The sequence below is a fragment of the Shewanella pneumatophori genome, assembly GCF_023283895.1.
Taxonomy (GTDB): Bacteria; Pseudomonadota; Gammaproteobacteria; order Enterobacterales; family Shewanellaceae; genus Shewanella; species Shewanella pneumatophori.
In genome coordinates this window covers 425,741-441,270 of record NZ_JAKILB010000002.1, presented here as the reverse complement: position 1 = coordinate 441,270, position 15,530 = coordinate 425,741, and the positions used below count along the sequence as shown (strand labels likewise).

General features: G+C 42.7%; 13 protein-coding genes. 5 read left to right on the top strand and 8 right to left on the bottom strand.

What is annotated here, in order from left to right:
- Window positions 1–105: 105 nt before the first annotated feature.
- Complete coding sequence (locus L2740_RS04950) at window positions 106–615, bottom strand: hypothetical protein (RefSeq protein WP_248949008.1); 510 nt, start codon at window positions 613–615, stop codon at window positions 106–108.
- Between the two features lie 448 nt (window positions 616–1,063).
- Between L2740_RS04950 and L2740_RS04945 the strand changes: the two genes are divergently transcribed.
- From L2740_RS04945 to L2740_RS04930, 4 genes are all read left to right on the top strand, one after another.
- Window positions 1,064–2,143, top strand: coding sequence for a PepSY-associated TM helix domain-containing protein (locus L2740_RS04945; RefSeq protein ID WP_248949007.1), 1,080 nt, complete (start codon window positions 1,064–1,066; stop codon window positions 2,141–2,143).
- Between the two features lie 275 nt (window positions 2,144–2,418).
- Window positions 2,419–4,488, top strand: coding sequence for a M13 family metallopeptidase (locus tag L2740_RS04940; RefSeq protein WP_248949006.1), 2,070 nt, complete (start codon window positions 2,419–2,421; stop codon window positions 4,486–4,488).
- Between the two features lie 247 nt (window positions 4,489–4,735).
- On the top strand, window positions 4,736–5,593 hold the full coding sequence (gene yghU, locus L2740_RS04935; RefSeq protein WP_248949005.1) for a glutathione-dependent disulfide-bond oxidoreductase: 858 nt from the start codon (window positions 4,736–4,738) through the stop codon (window positions 5,591–5,593).
- Window positions 5,594–5,752: 159 nt separating this feature from the next.
- Complete coding sequence (locus tag L2740_RS04930) at window positions 5,753–6,259, top strand: GNAT family N-acetyltransferase (protein WP_248949004.1); 507 nt, start codon at window positions 5,753–5,755, stop codon at window positions 6,257–6,259.
- Between the two features lie 68 nt (window positions 6,260–6,327).
- Here L2740_RS04930 and L2740_RS04925 read toward each other — a convergent pair whose 3' ends face one another.
- Window positions 6,328–6,813: a cupin domain-containing protein gene (locus L2740_RS04925; RefSeq protein WP_248949003.1), complete on the bottom strand. Its 486-nt coding sequence runs from the start codon at window positions 6,811–6,813 to the stop codon at window positions 6,328–6,330.
- Window positions 6,814–7,060: 247 nt separating this feature from the next.
- Window positions 7,061–7,309, bottom strand: coding sequence for a hypothetical protein (locus L2740_RS04920; protein WP_248949002.1), 249 nt, complete (start codon window positions 7,307–7,309; stop codon window positions 7,061–7,063).
- Window positions 7,310–7,677: 368 nt separating this feature from the next.
- Between L2740_RS04920 and guaD the strand changes: the two genes are divergently transcribed.
- Entirely contained in the window at window positions 7,678–9,042 is a 1,365-nt protein-coding gene (gene guaD / locus L2740_RS04915; protein ID WP_248949001.1) for a guanine deaminase, read from the top strand.
- A 70-nt stretch (window positions 9,043–9,112) separates the two neighbouring features.
- Here guaD and L2740_RS04910 read toward each other — a convergent pair whose 3' ends face one another.
- The 5 genes from L2740_RS04910 to L2740_RS04890 form a co-directional block, all read right to left on the bottom strand.
- Window positions 9,113–9,667: a PepSY domain-containing protein gene (locus tag L2740_RS04910; protein WP_248949000.1), complete on the bottom strand. Its 555-nt coding sequence runs from the start codon at window positions 9,665–9,667 to the stop codon at window positions 9,113–9,115.
- A gap of 79 nt (window positions 9,668–9,746) precedes the next feature.
- Window positions 9,747–11,795: a TonB-dependent receptor gene (locus L2740_RS04905; protein ID WP_248948999.1), complete on the bottom strand. Its 2,049-nt coding sequence runs from the start codon at window positions 11,793–11,795 to the stop codon at window positions 9,747–9,749.
- Window positions 11,796–11,899: 104 nt separating this feature from the next.
- Window positions 11,900–13,249, bottom strand: a complete 1,350-nt coding sequence (locus tag L2740_RS04900; protein WP_248948998.1) for a sensor histidine kinase — start codon at window positions 13,247–13,249, stop codon at window positions 11,900–11,902.
- Window positions 13,246–13,932 carry a response regulator transcription factor gene (locus L2740_RS04895; RefSeq protein ID WP_248948997.1) on the bottom strand — a complete coding sequence of 229 codons (687 nt, stop codon included), beginning with the start codon at window positions 13,930–13,932 and terminating at the stop codon, window positions 13,246–13,248. The genes L2740_RS04900 and L2740_RS04895 overlap by 4 nt, the downstream gene beginning before the upstream one ends.
- Before the next feature lie 239 nt (window positions 13,933–14,171).
- The gene (locus tag L2740_RS04890) at window positions 14,172–15,470 is read right to left on the bottom strand and encodes an NCS2 family permease (RefSeq protein WP_248949084.1); all 1,299 of its coding nucleotides are present in this window, start codon (window positions 15,468–15,470) and stop codon (window positions 14,172–14,174) included.
- Window positions 15,471–15,530 lie beyond the last annotated feature (60 nt).

Here is a 15,530-nt window from a genome sequence, read left to right as displayed (position 1 = left end):
ATTGGCGCTTTATGCGCCAATTTTATTACCCACAGAATATTAGTTTTAATCACACTTTTCATCTGTTGAGCCATCATTATCTTTGGCTCCACCCAACAATTTTTGTTAGTTATTTACCAATATAGCCTCGGTAACAAACTCTTCAGTAGAATACTCTAATTGGATATACGCAGTATCTCGATCTTTAATCATAACCTCTAATACTGCTGACGTACCATCATTATGGTTAACTTCTAACTTTCTCCCTATACAGTTCCCTTGAAAAATACACTGATAAGAAGAAGTATTTCTAGGTGTGAATTTTGTGGTCTTAAAACCATTTTCTAATAATGAGTCTTCTAGTTCTGCATAGACCGAATCCAATTGTGCACTAAAAAGTGCATAGTCAAAGGTTTTCATTAAGACATTCATTAGACCGGCTTCAGGAGTGCCAACAAGTTGGTAGGACTCTGCAGTTAAATCATGCTTCGGTAATTCAACTGCCTTTACCTCTGTATAAATCCCTTTTTGTACGATTTCACCATAGAGTGAAAACTCCTCTCCCCACTCTAAACCAAATGGAGCAGCATTAACGGTTAAAGGAGCCATGAGCAAACATAATATAAACTTTTTCATTATCCATTCGTCAAAGTCAAAAAACTGGCGGATAATACTGACAAAGAAGAATAATGTATACACCTTACATCACACATCCAATTAAAACATAGATTTAGCATTGAAAATAAGGGGAGCAAAAAAAGACTTTTTTTTGACAAGGTTCATTCTTCACTCAAAAAGTCAGCACACTTATCATTGATAGTAAGCCTTATCTGTCTAGCCTTTCTTTGTTAATCCGCAGTCTCTGATGGAATCAAAAACGTAAAAGTGCTACAGCCATCACGCCTCTTTACACTTCTTTAATTGCAGTTGAAAGTGAGATTGATTACCATTTTCAACGATTTTTAACCCTATGGGTGACTTACTAAAAAACTCATAAAAATCAAAGCTAATATAATAATAAATTGACATTACGCCCCGATTTTAACAAGCCGGGTTTTGCCTCGACAAATTTGAGAATGTAAATATGAACGCAGTAGCTGCATTAAAATGGTTCCACAACTGGGTAGGTTTTTTTATCAGCATTACCATGCTGCTTGTGCTCACTACTGGTGTATACCTAGGTAGTGTCGACATGTATAAACGCCTCGATGATAAGGGACAGCAATATGCACCACTCTCTATCGAGCAAAAAGCCCAGACTGTAGAAGCGGTATTTGAACGTTACCCAGAAATGAGCACGGTTCGCTTTCCAACAGAACACACACCATACATTCAAGCAGCGACTCGCGGTAAAACTGTTGCCTTAGATAATGAACTTAATGAGCTGTCTGTTAGTTCTTTTGGAGACATTCCTGGTTACCGCACTATATTCTTCTTACACCGTAACTTTTTACTGGAAGACATTGGCGGCAAATACATTAATGCTTGGGCATCACTACTTGGCGGCGCTGTGACCTTAGTGGGTATTTACCTATGGTGGCGTGTACGTAAAGGCTTCAGATTAAAGCAAAGTATCCCAACTAATACACGTTCTAGCAGTCTAGTAAAAAGCCATATTCAGTTAGGTCTATTTATCTCGGTACCGCTATTTATTTTATGTATCAGTGGCTTTTTAATCACCTATAAAGGCTTATGGACTGGCGCATTAAAGCAGCCTAAATCTGAAATCAGCTACCCAGTGAGTCAAGCAAGTAACTGGCAAAATCAGCTACAAACAGCGCAAGACCTATGGCCTGAGGCTAATCTGGTTTCGGTGAGTAAACCACGTGTGAAAAAAGGCGAAGTTGTTACAGAGTTAAACTACAGCATTCGTTTTGATAGCCACAGCGGTGTATGGCTCCGTGAAGCAGACCGTATGACCATGAGCTTTGAAAAAGGCATTATTAAAGATGTCATTAAACATAGCGACAGACCGCTATCAGGCCAAGCTGCAGCGTTTGTTAGACCACTACACGACGCATTGAATATGCCATTTGGCTACGCATTGTTTATTACTTCGGTGTCACTCATCGGCAGCATTATTTTATTGTTCAGTGCAGTGACGTTTTATCGCCGCATATTCAAAAAAAGCAGTAAGAGCGTAAACAAAGCTGCAACCGCTTAAACCCATTATCTATTGCCACAAAATAGCAGCCTTAGGGCTGCTATTTTTTTATCTGTGCCTATTACTCTACTTCGCAATTTCTAGTCGTTCAGCTAGATAACTTATATTTTTTCACACCAGCAGCCATATTACGCACAGTAAGAATAAATTGGCCAAAAACTCACACGCAATTCAAAGGTTGACATTTTATGCCAATTCTAGAAGATAGAACGGTTAAAAATCATAATAATATTCGTTATAAACGATAAGAAATTGACAAGGAAGCAAGAATAAAAATGAAAAAATCATTAATTGCAATCGCCTTAGCGACCACGTTTTTAGCGGGCTGTGGCACATCAGATGTTAATACAGACACACAAACCGAAGTCACTAAAGCTGCAAACAATAAAGCAGAGCTAGGTAGCTTCGGTGTTGACTTAAGCGCACGTAATGAAGCGGTTAAGCCTGGTGATGACTTCTTTATGTATGCCAGCGGTACATGGTACGACAACTATGTTATGCCTGCTGATAAGACTCGCTTTGGCGCATTTACCGGCCTTGCTGAGCGCAGTGAAAAGCAAGTTAAAGAGATTATCGACGACATCGCTAGCCGCAGCGACCTAAACGCAGAAGAGCAGCTAATCGCTGACTTTTACCAAGCGTATATGGATACCGACACCATCAACAAGCTTGGCATCACCCCAATTCAAGGCACACTTGATCAAATCAATGCGATTAAATCGACTGACGATTTAACTAAAGTATTTGGTGCATCTTGGCTAACAGGCGCCAGCTCACCAATTGCTGGCGGCATGTGGTTTAACCGTTTAGACCCCAACCAGTACGAAATGTCGATTGGCGCAAGCGGCCTAGGCTTACCAGATCGTTCATACTACCTTGAAGATGCTGAGCGCTTTGTCAAAATCCGTGAAGCATACGTTAGCCATATTGCCGAAATGCTCACTTTCGCTGGCATTAAAGATGGCCAAGCTCGCGCCGAGGCGATTCTAGCGTTAGAAACTAAAATGGCAGAAGGCCAATGGCCACGCGAAAAACGTCGTAACCGCGACCTAACGCTAAACCAAGTGAAGCGTAGCGATCTTGCTAAAGAGTACCCAGGTTTCGATTGGGATGTGTATTTTGAGCAAACGGGCTACAAGGTTCCTCAGCTAAATATCTCACAACCTGATCCAGTTAAAGCCATGATTGAGTTGGTTAACAATGAATCATTAAAAGTTTGGCAGGACTACTTAACTTTCCATACGGTAAGCAACAATGCAGGTTTACTGTCTGAAGATATCTACGCCGCTAACTTTGGTTTTTACGGCAAAACCCTAAGTGGTCAGCAAGAGCCGCGTCCTCGTTGGAAGCGTGCAATCTCTGAAATGTCTGGTACCCAGTCTCTTGGCTTTGCAATTGGTAAAGTGTATGTAGCACGCTACTTCCCTGAGTCATCAAAGCAACAGATGGCTGAGCTAGTTGAAAACCTACGCACTGCAATGGGCGAGCGTATTGACGATTTAGATTGGATGGGCGCAGAAACTAAGGTTAACGCTCACGCTAAACTTGCGGCATTTAACCCAAAAATCGGTTACCCAGATGTATGGCAAGAGTTTGATGGCGTCGAGCTAACCAACAAAGATCTAGTAGGTAATATTCAAAATCTACGTCAGTTCTTCCATGCAGATAGCGTTGCTAAAGAGCTTAAAAAGACTGACCGTAATCGTTGGGGCATGACGCCACAGCGTGTTAACGCTTACTACAATAGCTCATTTAACGAGATTGTATTCCCAGCAGCGATTTTACAACCACCATTCTTCGATCCAAATGCTGACCCAGCTGTAAACTACGGCGGTATTGGTGCTGTTATTGGCCATGAAATGGGCCACGGGTTTGATGACCAAGGCTCAAAGTCTGACGCAAATGGTATTCAGCGTAACTGGTGGACAGACGCTGACCGCGCTGCATTTGAAGCCAAAGCCGATCAACTTGCCGCTCAATACAGCAAGTACGAACCAATCCCAGATAACTTTGTTAATGGCCGCAACAGCCTTGGCGAAAACATTGGTGACGTGGGTGGCCTAGCAATGGCATACCACGCGTACAAGCTAAGCCTAAACGGTAAAGAAGCACCAGTAATTGATGGCGTAACTGGCGATCAACGTTTCTTCCTAGCTTGGGCACAGGTTTGGAAAGAAAAGCGCACTGAACAAAGCATGTTAAACCAGTTACGTGCAGGTACTCATGCGCCGGGTCGTTACCGTGCACAAGCGCCGCGTAACCACGATGCTTGGTATAAAGCCTTTGACGTAAAACCAGGTGATGAACTGTATCTACCAGAAGATCAGCGCGTACGTATTTGGTAATAACGACACGCTGTTAAGCTAACCGAAAAATGCCAGTCAGATACCTGACTGGCATTTTTTATTGCTAATCTTTTATTTCTAATCTTTTTATTCCTAAGCCATCTCAATCAGATTAAAGGGTTATATTCATAAAAGTACTCAAGGGGTTTTAAAACCGATTTTCGACCCGATATCTATACTGTTAAGCCTAAACAATAAGCAAGCAGCTCAATATAAATAGACCGGACTAAAACCAATAGGATAAGACATGACAAACCAATACACACCAGCAAAAGTTTGGACCATGGATAATGAAAATGGTGGCCAATGGGCAAGTATCAATCGTCCTGATTCTGGGGCTAGGCATCAGCAAGCATTGCCCGTGGGCAAACACTCGCTGCAATTACACTCATTAGCCACGCCTAATGGCCAAAAGGTCACTATCATGTTGGAAGAGTTACTGGCTAAGGGCGTGACAGCAGCAGAATATGATGCTTATTTAATTAATATTGGCGAGGGAGATCAGTTCGGATCTGGTTTTGTCGATATCAACCCCAACTCAAAAATTCCAGCTCTACTAGATACCACAACCGATACGCCAACGCGTGTATTTGAATCTGGTAATATCCTGTTATATCTAGCAGAAAAATTTGGTCACTTCTTGCCATCAGACATTGCCGCTAAAACAGAAGTGATGAACTGGCTATTTTGGCTACAGGGCTCCGCACCCTACTTAGGTGGCGGTTTTGGTCACTTCTACGCTTATGCTCCTGAAAAATTTGAATATCCAATTAACCGTTTCAGCATGGAAGCTAAGCGTCAACTCGATGTGCTCGACAAGCAACTCGCAAACAACCAGTATATTGCTGGCGACGAATACAGCATTGCCGATATCGCCATCTGGCCTTGGTACGGCAGCTTAGTATTAGGAAACTTGTACAGCGCTGCCGAGTTTTTGGATGTAGCAAGCTACAAACATCTACAGCGCTGGGCAAAACAAATTGAACAACGTGAAGGCGTGCAACGTGGGCGTATCGTCAATCGCTCATGGGGCGAAGAATGGGAGCAACTTACCGAGCGCCATAGCGCTGCTGATATTGATGCCGTGCTCAACAAAAAGCCTTAAAACCAAGCCTAGACATTTAGTATAAGATAACGCCAGTCTTTACTGGCGTTATGCTTTAAAATTATTGCTTTGCTCGCTGATGCGATTGTGAGATCCACAATCAATTCCTTGGTCACTATGCTTACCAAGTATTTATATTTAAACAAAGCTGAACACACGATGAAGATTAGAACAGAAACAAGTAACGATATAGACAGTATCGCAACGCTCACTTACCAAGCCTTCGAAAACCACCCGCATCATGAGCCAGGTGCTAAGCCTACTGAGCACTTAATTGTTGAGCGCTTGCGTAATCAACAAGCGCTAAGCCTGTCTTTAGTCGCTGAAGATGAATCTGGCATTATTGGCCACATTGCCTTATCTCCAGTGATGATTAACGGTGAACAATCAAACTGGTTTGGTCTTGGTCCTGTTTCGGTCAAGCCTACTCGCCAAAATGAGGGCATAGGCAAACAGCTTATCAATCAAGCCATGGCAATGATGCTAGAACAAAATGCTGATGGTGTGGTACTCCTTGGCGAGCCTGAATACTATGGCCGTTTTGGCTTTAATGTTGACTCCAAGCTAACCTTGGCAGATGTCCCAGCAGAGTACTTTTTAGTGAAAAGACTTACTGATAATACAGACTGCGGCCAAGTGACTTATCATCCTGGCTTTTACGGCTAAGCTTAGGTATTTACCTAAAGATAAAAGCCAGCGTAAGCTGGCTTTTTCGTTATTAAGTAGCCTTAACCTTAGCTACCAACACCACAGCGACTTAAACGCTTAATCACTTCTTCATGCTGCGGATAATCTGTTAACAATGTCTCTTGGCTAAACAGCTCAAAATCATCAAAAGTAAAACCTGGCGACACCATACAGCCCACTAAAGAAAAGCCCGGCTTGTTCATGGCAGAGCCAAAAATGCAGCCCTTAGGCACTAAGAATTGTGGTCGCTCACCTGCAGCTAAATCAAGGCCAAGCTGCGCAGTGGTTAGCACGCCTTGCTCATCAATCATATAAATCGTCAATGACTCACCTGCGTGGAAATACCACATTTCATCAGCAGTTAAGCGATGAAAGTTAGACACTTCACCTGTACGCAATAAGAAGTAAATGCTAGTCCATAACGCACGAGTGTCGTCAAAGCTTTGATCTGAACGATAAGAAGAACGGAAATAACCACCTTCAACATGTTGTTCTAATTCAAGGTGTTCAATAAAGTATTCAGCGGTTTGCATTGCAATAACCTATTGTATTGGGTTAACAACATATTGTTGAAAACACTATTGTAGGGAAGTTTTTATCCACCAAGCTCATACCAATCGGTATTAGATAAAATACTGCGCAAGTGTAATCTAACAAAGCAATAAAGGCTGCAACCATGGTTAGAGTTTGTGATTTAAGCAAGCGCTAAAACACAATAAAAAAAGCCCAAGGCTATTGGCCTTGGGCTTTTTTATTCGAGTTTTACTTGTGGCAATCAGCTTAATGCTTACCCATTACGCCGTCGCGCACCATCTCTTTACCTGTGGCGAACACTTCATCAGTGATCCAACGAGCATGTAAAAGCTTATGATTAGCATCAAAAACCGCAATAAAGTGGCGACCATCTGCATTATTGGTTGCCATACCAACGCCTTCAACACCTTGAAGGCCCAAACCACCCGTTTCAACCGACACTAAAAAGCGTCTTAAATCATCTAGGTTATCGATTACGTTTTGATCGTTATTCATTTTTAAATCTCTTATTGCCTTATCTGCAACGCCTAACCATTGGCCATGCATTTTATGGGGCGTACTTTACAGATCATAGCCAAAAATTAACAGCCTGTCTTATTGATTGGCATTACAAAAATCCAAGCTAACATTTACTGATTGTATACGTACTTTGAATCTAACTTTGAATCTAACTTTGAATCAGTGTTTGGATCAGAGCTTGGATCAGCTGATTGAATGTAAAAATTGAGTTGCTAAATTCAGCAATAACTTATTTAGTCTATTAGCTAGTTCACAATTCATAGTTTATTTGCTTCATTTTCAAAGTGCTCATGTAATACTCCCGCCAATAATGCTCCCTACATAAAAAAGATGGATACACAAAGATGTCTGAGATTAAATTTGCGGTTCTAGGCCAGTATTTTCATTGCCCAATCAAAGGTGATTTTGAGTACGCGCAACAAGCATTAATTCAGGTTGATAATAACGGCACAATCGTATCGGTAATGACTGAAGCGGACGCTGACTTTCATACTCAAGTCAGCTTTTTTTCAAGTAAAAATCAGCTTATCGAACTCAGCTCAAGCCAGTACTTAATGCCGGGCATGGTTGATTTACACGTGCATGCGCCGCAATTTCCACAAGCAGGTAAAGGCTTAGATTTACCCCTTTACGATTGGCTACAAGATTACACTTTCCCATTAGAAGCCAAGTTTGCTGACATGGACTTTACTAAGCAAATATACCCAAGCTTGGTGAAGTCACTGCTTGCTAACGGCACCACCAGCGCGGTGTACTTTGCCACTATCCATAAAGACAGCTCTGTTGAGCTGGCTCGCGAATGTTTAAAGCAAGGTCAACGTGGCTTTGTCGGTAAAGTGAATATGGATGAAGCAAGCCAGTGCCCACCTTTCTATATTGAACATTCAACCGCCGACGCGCTCAAAGAAACGGAGCAATTCGTGCAAGAAGTGATTGGCCTTGAGGGTAACGAACAACAGTTGGTGTCACCCGTATTAACTCCACGCTTTGTACCAAGCTGCACTAGCGAAATGCTACAAGGCTTAGGCGAGCTTGCACAAAAATATCAATGCCATGTGCAAACCCACTGCTCTGAAAGTGACTGGGCAAGAGATTATAGTCAACAGATGTATGGCAAAACCGACGCCGAGATCTATCGTGACTTTGGCCTAATGACCAATAGAACCATCCTTGCGCACTCGATATTTTTAACTCCTGCTGATCACGCCATTATTAAAGAAACCGGCGCCAGCATTGCCCATTGTCCGTTATCAAACATGTACTTTGCCAATGCTGCGATGCAAAGCCGTGAAATTTTAGATAACGGGTTAAAATGTGGTTTAGGTAGCGACTTAGCTGGCGCGCCAATCCCATCAATCTTCCATACATGCTTAGATGCTGTTAATCACTCTCGCGTGCGAGAAGATGGTACTTCTACTTACTTACCTGCCGATACTCGCGGTGAAAGTGGTAGTCGCATTTCGTTCTTAGAGTCTTACTGGATGGCGACTGTTGGCGGCGGGCAGGCAATCGATGCCAAAGTGGGTTTGTTCCAACCAGGGTTTGAGTTTGATGCCTTAGTGGTTGATACCGCAGTTAGCGATAGTAATATCTTTATTATTGATGAGATGGACAGCGCCAAAGATAAACTAGAGAAGATCATTACCCTCAATAACCGTCAAAACATCTGTAAGGTATGGGTAAAGGGTCAATTAGTGATTAATAAGTAAATCACTTTAGCGTTAAAGCCGTTATAACGATAAAAAGAAGGGGTTGCCCTTCTTTTTATCACTGTCAGCCTTACCAAACAAAGCCCACGACTAACATAACGCCACCCGCTAAAATACTATATAAAGCAGGCCCTTTTAATTGCGGCAGCTGCAAGGTTATGACTACACCACTGATAATGCTAAAACTTAAACTCGCAGCAAACAAAATCGAAAACCATTTGAAAAATTGCCCAGCAAAACCTTTATGGATAATAAGCAGCTGCAACAACAGATCATGCTCTTTCACCACAAGCTTTGCAGTATCGCCAGCATCAGGCTTAATTAGAATCACTTCTTGTTTGTAGCCATACCAATCATGATTACCATGTTCAAAGTAGTAATCTTCAGGCAACGCTGCATGCGGTTTATCCAGTAAGAAGTCATTAACTAATGGCAATGCCTGTTTTTCCGCTTCTGGCCAGCCATTGGTTAGTGCCACGCTATACTCAAATTCATTATCGACTTTCCCCTTTATATCAAACATATAAAGCGTGCCAGTAACGATATACACTAAAGTGATAGGCAAGAAAAAACACGCCAGATACGCATGCAATTTCATCCATAACAGTCTTGTTTTTGCTTTCATATTTGCTCCATAAAACAAAACGGTAAGCAAAAACTTTGCTTACCGTTGCCTAAGCTAGGCTGATGTTTTTAGATATTGACTAAAACTGATAGCCAACTGAAATACGAATATCGCGACCCGCTTCATATAATCCGGCAACACCTTCCCAACCTGCAATATGGTTATAATCGCCCACACTTGAGTGATCGCGATATTGCTCATCAAACAGGTTTTGCACTGCAAGATTAATATTCAACGTCTCATCATTAAACGGTAGCCACTGCACATAAACATCATGTACTTGATAACTTGGCTTATCGATGAATTGCGTTTGATCTATCCAGCCGATTTCGACACCACGCTGCAATACTTCTATGTCGTTTAACGAGCTAACATAGTTTACATTCCAGCCCATTTGAATCGTGTCTGTTAGGGTATAATTAACATTTAAGCCAAAGGTGTCGCCACGAGCATTGGCTAAACCAATATGCTCATAACCTTCAACTGTTTCACCATTTAGCTCAGCATCATTATTGCTGTAGCTAGCTTGAACGCGCCAGTCTTGGTAAGAGAATAATCCCTTAAGTTCAAAACCTTTAGTTTCTAACTTACCAACGTTTTCAAAGTAAACGCCGCGTCCAAGCTGATCGTAAATAACATCATCAATATCTGACTGATAAACCGTTGCGGTTAACTGCCAATATTCATCGTGATAGGTTAAACCCACTTCGGTGTTATGCACTTCTTCAGCAGTTAACTCAGGGTCAATCGATGTCCATCCAGGTGCTTGCTCGAGCGTAAAGGCATCGCCAACTTCCTTACCACGCATAGCTTCTGCATACCCTGCGGTTAAGCGCCAGTTAGGATGAAAATCATAATTAAAACCGATATTAGGGCTCACACCGTCGCTATCTGTTTCATCGCCGTAAGTGATCTGCTCAAGGGAATACTCGTCATACCTAAGACCAAAGCTCAGCAATAGCTCATCGGTTACCTGCCAATGATCTTGAATATAAATCCCTTTAACTTCGCCCTCTTCCTTAAACTTTCCAACTTGAGGATCCCACGCCCAATTCTGCCAAACACTTGCTGGTGCCATATATTGGCTGGTGACTTCATCTTTGCGATACTCAATACCATAGGTCAGCGCATGTTGACCTAGCTGGCTCAGGTTACGGATATCAAACCCGTAAGTTGTCATGTCTGCGCCGTATTTGCCCCAACGGTCAAAACGGTCTTGTTCAACTGAAGATTCGGTGTGAAACAGCGTAGTTTCGAGATTAATATACTCATTCGCCAAAAACTGATGGTTAAGCACAAAGGTCTCACGCTCGCCATCCATAGGATAAAGCGTATCTCCCTCTAGAGTTGGCCAGTTAGGCCTTGCGCCATATTCACCTTGCTCGCTTCTATTTTCATAGCTAAACGTAAGGTTTTGCGTGTCGGTTAGCTCACCATCAACTTTAAAGAAACCGAGCTTCTGCTTTGCCGATGTACCATATAGTTCATTACCGTCACCATCTTCCATGTTGTTACGATCAACATAAACATAAGAGCCAAGTAAGCCCCAAGAGTCGGTTAATCTACCGTAGAAAGTACCACTGCCCTTGTAACCATCGTTGCTGAAGTAGCCAGCTTTTAAGCTGCCACCAAAACGCTCATCAGTATCAAGTAAGTCATTAACACTTTTGGTTTTAAAACGAATTGCACCACCAATCGCACCTGCGCCACTCGTCGCTTCACCCGCGCCTGCTTGTACCTCAACCTCTTTCAATAACTCAGGTTCAATAGCAACTCGGCCTATGTGGTGGAATAATGTTCCCGTTTGCGGCGCACCATCTACAGTCACATTAAATAAGGTATCTTCTAAGCCACGGATATAGACTTTCTGGGCAACGCCAAGTGAGCCCCCCACCGATACAGAAGGAATAAATCTAAAAATGTCAGCAAGATCATTTGCCTGATATTTTTCTAATTCTTCTGGGGTAATTTCTGTATTAGTGGTTTGCCCAACCACGACAACAGACTCAATATCGGCAAAATCGCTAGCTCCGCTAACGTCTGCTGCGTGAGCATTGCCAGCCATAAAAGCTAAACTGAGGGAGACAACAAGTGGGTGTAGTTTTTTTCCTGACAAGTAGGGAGCCATAATTTATCCATAACGGGCTTAATTCGTAGTGAGAATTATTATCATATGGATATAAAAAAACAGCTCTTTTACAATTGTTACATTTACAAACCGAACAAGATAAACTACTTCGGGATCATTATTGTCATACGCAGCCCAACGATGTTGCCATTAATCTCCTCGTTTGATGCCACTATTTGGCCACTTATTGCCGCAAGCTGCCTTTTAGCTAGGGCTAAGCCTAAGCCAAAACTACTCCCGTCTGCAGTTCTGGATTTATCAACTCTGAAAAATGGTTTAAAAATAGCAGTTAAGTATTGCTCAGGCACTCCAGGGCCTTGATCGAGAATATCAATTTGGTAATGGCTTTTAGTTTCTACCATTGTCAGTAAAACCACTTGCTGACTTGGGGTATAGCGCAGAGCATTACGCAAAACATTCTCAATAGCTTGCCCCGCCGCGCGGTGATTTGAATTTTTAACCACTGCGCTATTAGGTAACTGACAGGTAATTTTTCTATCCGGAAACTCAAACTTAGCATCGTCAATTAACACATCTAACAAGTCCACGAGTTCAACGGTTTCTTGGTTTAATAATGGTTGCTCATTCTCGAGCCAAGCAAGGATTAAAGTGTCTTCAACTAAACGACGAATATGCTTTGACTCCCTACCAATACGATTGAGTGATTCAGCTGCAATATCGGTTTCTTTAACGCTTTCAAGGGCAATATCAAGTCGAGTTAGTGGCGTGCGTAACTCATGGGATAAGTCAGCAATTAACTGCCTTTGAGTGATGATTTGCTCGCCGATGCGCTGCGCCATATTGTCAAATGCTAGGGCGAGATCTGAAAATTCATCGCTACGCTTGCCCATTAAAGCTTTAGCACTGATATCGAAGTGGCCCTTACTAAACTGACCCGTTGCGAGCTGTAATTGCAACAAGGGCTTCATAATGTGTCGATATAACACAAAAGATAGCAGCGCCAGTAATATAGCCGGCAAGATGATTTGGAAGGTAATTTCGATTTGGCGCCAATTATCACCGGGGCGCATTCGATCTGGAAGTTGGATTAAAAAACTCACTTGTTGATCAGCAAAAGGAAGCTCCATAATCGGGTTTTGTGCAAAATACAGATGAACTTTCCATTCAACGCTACGCCCTAGATTGTAGCCTTGGTTAAACCGGTTATTTAACTCATCGCCAGCTATATGATTAACCTCGTAGCTCGCCACTGCCACCCAAGTGCTTTCTTGGGCCCTAAGTTCAGTTAACCACTGATTGAGCGCCGCTTGATCACCATTTTTATATAAATTTTCCGCCGCTTGGCCCCAGGCTTTTAAGGTTTGTTGATCTTCTAATGCCAATAAACTCATTCCCTCTTCAGTACGAGAGATGAATAAACTAATGACATAAAATAGTGCTACTACACCAGTCGCAATAATCAGGCATAATTTCCAAAAAAGCTTGCGGCTCATATTAAGCAATACCCTTTGCCATGACTGGTTTGTAACCGCTCACCAGACCAATTGGCTTGGGTTAATTTGCGCCGTACTCGACTAAGATGCATATCCAAACTGCGGTCATATGCGCCGATATTTCGGTTGAGCACTCGCTGATATAAGTACGCTTTGCTAAGTACCTCGCCGCGATGCTGTAGCAGCTCCCACAATAATTTAAATTGAATCGGCGTAAACTCTAGCGCTTGTCCTGCAACGCTAACACTTTGAACTCGACTGTTAAGCAACAAACTATCTACCGATAACTCTTGAGGTTGATGTTCAGACTCTTGAGCACAACTGCGTCGTAAGATAGCTTCGATGCGTAAAATCAATTCTGCTGTACTAAACGGTTTAGCCACATAGTCGTCTGCACCTTGGCTAAAGCCTTGTACCCTTTCTTGCTCAGCACCTTTGGCTGTAACCATAATCACAGGCGTTTGGCAGCTTTTACGGAGTATTTTTAATAAGGAGAATCCATCGCGAACCGGCAGCATGACATCTAATAAAATCAGCTGATATTTACCCGTTGTGGCTTGCAGCAATCCAGCTTCACCATCAAAGCACTGATCAACGATATAGCCTTTTTGTTGCAGCATGGCGGTTAACTGATCGTTTAAAACTCCATCATCTTCAACGACCAGTATGTTAATCACTGTCATAACAATTATTTCACCAACATAAAACAAAACGGTCAGTGTAATCTGTTGCCGATATCATTCAACCTTCTTTACTTTTATCCAGCCTTGCCTGCGCCAAATTTTTGCCAAGTGGCCAAATGCTTATACTGATGGCTATAAATATCAAAAAGGCCCAGAAGTGTGCACTTCTGAGCCTTTTTACTCATATTTCTATTTATCGCTAGATGATGTTTATTGCTAGGCTACTAGATCCGCAATGATTAATGTCCATCTACAAATGCAAATTTGATGATAAACAGCAATGCAACGATAGCTACACCTGGGTGGATTTCACGCCAGCGGTTAGTACCTGCTTTTAGCACACAGTAAGTAATAAAGCCTGCTGCAACACCTTCAGTAATTGAGAAAGTAAACGGCATCATCACTGCTGTGATAAAAGCTGGAGCTGATTCAGTTAGGTCTTTACCATCGATTTTAGCTAGCTCAGAAGACATCAAAATGCCCACATAAACCAATGCGCCAGCAACCGCGTAACCCGGCACCATTGCCGCTAATGGCGAGAAGAAAATCACTAATATAAACAGAAGGCCTGCAACAATCGCAGTTAAACCAGTACGACCACCTGCAGCAACACCCGCAGAGCTTTCAATGTAAGCCGTTACCGTAGATGTGCCCATGTAAGCGCCGACAACAGAGGTTGCCGAATCTGTCATCAAGGCTTGCTTCATACGCGGGAAACGACCGCGTTTATCAGTAAAGCCGCATTTTTCGGTCACACCAATCATGGTGCCAGAGCTATCAAACAGGCTAACCAGTGCAAACGAGAAAATCACCCCCATTAGCGCGACATCAAGTGACCCAGCTAAGTCTAGCTCACCAAAGGTGTTGCTAATGCTTGGCGGCATAGACACTATGCCAGTGTACTCAATATCGCCCATCAAGGCGGCTATCGCAGTAACAACAGCAATTGAAATAAGCACAGCAGAATGAATACCACGTGAGGCTAATATCACGATAATAAAGAAGCCTAGCGCACCTAATACACATTCTAGTGAGCTTAAGTCACCCACAGTAATCATGGTTGCAGGACTTGCCACCACAATACCGGCGTTACTAAAGCCGACCATAGCGATAAGTAAACCAATACCACTTGGAATACCAATACGCAGACATTTTGGGATGTTAGTTAAAATCCAAGAGCGGATCCCAAGTAACGATACTATCGCAAAACAAACAGCGCCCCAGAAGATGGTACCCATACCTATTTGCCAGCTTACGCCCATCCCCACAACCACAGAGAAAGCGAAAAAGGCATTTAGACCCATTGCAGGAGCCAGTGCGATAGGTAAATTGGCAATTAAGCCCATGGCGATACAGCCAATGGCGCTGATCATACAGGTCACCACAAATACCGCGCTGGCATCCATTCCTGCTGCTGACAAAATTTGCGGATTAACAAAAACGATATACACCATGGTCATAAAGGTAGTGATACCCGCTATGATCTCGGTAGATACGTTGGTTTTATGGGCTGACAGTTTAAAAAAGCGCTCTAACACACCCGACTTAGCAGGGACTTCGCTAGAATTTGCTGCCGTATTAGCAGCTTTTACATCGCT

What these genes read in the sequence shown, in the direction of transcription:
- L2740_RS04900 (WP_248948998.1), bottom strand. Translation starts at nt 13,249, where the DNA reads ATGAGCCGCAAGCTTTTTTGGAAATTATGCCTGATTATTGCGACTGGT.
- L2740_RS04910 (WP_248949000.1), bottom strand. Translation starts at nt 9,667, where the DNA reads ATGAAAGCAAAAACAAGACTGTTATGGATGAAATTGCATGCGTATCTG.
- L2740_RS04905 (WP_248948999.1), bottom strand. Translation starts at nt 11,795, where the DNA reads ATGGCTCCCTACTTGTCAGGAAAAAAACTACACCCACTTGTTGTCTCC.
- L2740_RS04930 (WP_248949004.1), top strand. Translation starts at nt 5,753, where the DNA reads ATGAAGATTAGAACAGAAACAAGTAACGATATAGACAGTATCGCAACG.
- L2740_RS04925 (WP_248949003.1), bottom strand. Translation starts at nt 6,813, where the DNA reads ATGCAAACCGCTGAATACTTTATTGAACACCTTGAATTAGAACAACAT.
- L2740_RS04895 (WP_248948997.1), bottom strand. Translation starts at nt 13,932, where the DNA reads ATGACAGTGATTAACATACTGGTCGTTGAAGATGATGGAGTTTTAAAC.
- L2740_RS04920 (WP_248949002.1), bottom strand. Translation starts at nt 7,309, where the DNA reads ATGAATAACGATCAAAACGTAATCGATAACCTAGATGATTTAAGACGC.
- yghU (WP_248949005.1), top strand. Translation starts at nt 4,736, where the DNA reads ATGACAAACCAATACACACCAGCAAAAGTTTGGACCATGGATAATGAA.
- L2740_RS04950 (WP_248949008.1), bottom strand. Translation starts at nt 615, where the DNA reads ATGAAAAAGTTTATATTATGTTTGCTCATGGCTCCTTTAACCGTTAAT.
- L2740_RS04945 (WP_248949007.1), top strand. Translation starts at nt 1,064, where the DNA reads ATGAACGCAGTAGCTGCATTAAAATGGTTCCACAACTGGGTAGGTTTT.
- guaD (WP_248949001.1), top strand. Translation starts at nt 7,678, where the DNA reads ATGTCTGAGATTAAATTTGCGGTTCTAGGCCAGTATTTTCATTGCCCA.
- L2740_RS04940 (WP_248949006.1), top strand. Translation starts at nt 2,419, where the DNA reads ATGAAAAAATCATTAATTGCAATCGCCTTAGCGACCACGTTTTTAGCG.